Annotated in this window: 2 protein-coding genes; one reads left to right on the top strand and one right to left on the bottom strand. The window is 72.0% G+C overall.

The features are described from left to right. Positions 1-943 (top strand): ADP-heptose--LPS heptosyltransferase (locus G3O06_RS48145; protein ID WP_205820432.1); only part of this gene is annotated, 943 nt, incomplete at its 5' end. 109 nt (positions 944-1,052) lie between these two features. Here the strand turns inward: G3O06_RS48145 and G3O06_RS48140 are convergent. After that, positions 1,053-1,494: helix-turn-helix domain-containing protein (locus G3O06_RS48140; RefSeq protein ID WP_205820430.1), on the bottom strand; the 442-nt coding region annotated here is incomplete at its 5' end.

Raw genomic sequence — 1,494 nt, 5'->3', positions numbered from 1 at the left:
TGCGCCCGCGCGCGGCCTGCTGCACGCCGCGCACCAGCCGTTCCGGCTCGACTACGACAGCGCACGGCACGTGCACGTGATCAACGGGATGGGTGTCACGCTCGGCGATTCGGTGATCGGGCTCACGGCCCTCGCCGCGCTGCGCGCCGCGCACCCGGGCCTGCACTTCACGCTGTATCGACCGGCCTGCGCACCGGGTTATGTCGAGGCGCTGTATGCGCTCGCGGCCGACAGCGTCGCGCCGTCGCACGCGCTGCCTTACCCCGCCGGCGCGCTGCCGGCGGACGCGCCGTGCATCGACGTCGGCAATCACCTGTACTGGCCCGCGTTCGCGCGGCTGCCGATGATCGACTTCTTCCTCGACGCGCTCGGCGTGGAGCCCGCGTCGGTGCCGGCGTCGGCCAAGCGCAACCGCTGGCTCGCGCAGTTGCCGCTGCCTGCGTTGCCTGCGCAATGGCAGCGCCCGTACGTGCTGTTCTGCGCGAGCGCGAGCACCGCGTTGCGCAGCGTGCCGCCGGCACTGCAGGCAACGATCGTCGAGCAGCTCGTGCAGCGCTACGGGTTGCCGGTAGCCGGGTTCTGGCCCGTCGCGCATCCCGCGTATGTCGACGTGAGCGCCGATGCGGCCGGTGGTACGGCCCGGTTCATTGCATGGGTCAAGGGTGCCAGCCTGCTGTTCGCGCCCGACACGGCTGCGCTGCATCTCGCCGACGGTTTCGACGTGCCGACGCTCGCGTGCTTCACGTCGATCGGGCCGGCGCTGCGCGTGCGCGACTATCCGCATTGCGTGCCGGTCGCGCTCGACGTGCCCGCCGAATTGCGCGGCGTGCATCGCAGCGAGCGGCCGGCCGATCTCGCGGCGGTCGAAGCCGCCTATCGCGCGATCGACTGGGATGCGCTGGCGTGGCCCGCGCCGCGCAAAGCGGCGGCTACGGCCGAATAGGGAAACGGTGCGGCGGCTGGTTGCGAGGCTGAAAGCGTAGCTGCGTGTCCGCGCCGCCTGAGCCTGAGCCTGAGCCGAAACCAGAACCGCTTCGACTACCGCCCCGCGCTCACCCCACCGCCACCATCACCGCGCGATCGCGCAGCGTCTCCGACGGCCGCTTGCCGAACAGCCGCCGGTAATCGGTCGCGAACTGGCTGAGATGCCAAAAGCCCCACGCCTCCGCCACGTCCTGCACCGAGCCGGCCGCGCGGCCGCACAGGTCACGCCGCGCGCCGTTCAACCGCAGCGTGCGCAAATAGGTAGCGGGCGCCATGCCGAGCACGTCCTGGAAACAGTACTGCAGCGTGCGCCGGCTCACGTGCAACTGCTCGCACAGCTCGGGCACGCCGACCGGGCGCGTGCGGTGCGCGAGCACGTAGTCGCGTGCCTGTTCGACGATCCAGCGGCGCATCGACGGCGCACGGCCGGCGGCGGCGTCGGCCGGCTGCGCGCACACGTCGAACAGCGCGGCCAGCACCTCGGCCTGCAGGTCGAGGTGCTGGCCGCGA

Source organism: Burkholderia sp. Ac-20345, from assembly GCF_017104825.1.
Classification (GTDB): domain Bacteria; phylum Pseudomonadota; class Gammaproteobacteria; order Burkholderiales; family Burkholderiaceae; genus Burkholderia; species Burkholderia lata_B.
Note: the sequence above shows the minus strand (reverse complement) of the source record. Positions and strands in the feature narration are given on the sequence as shown.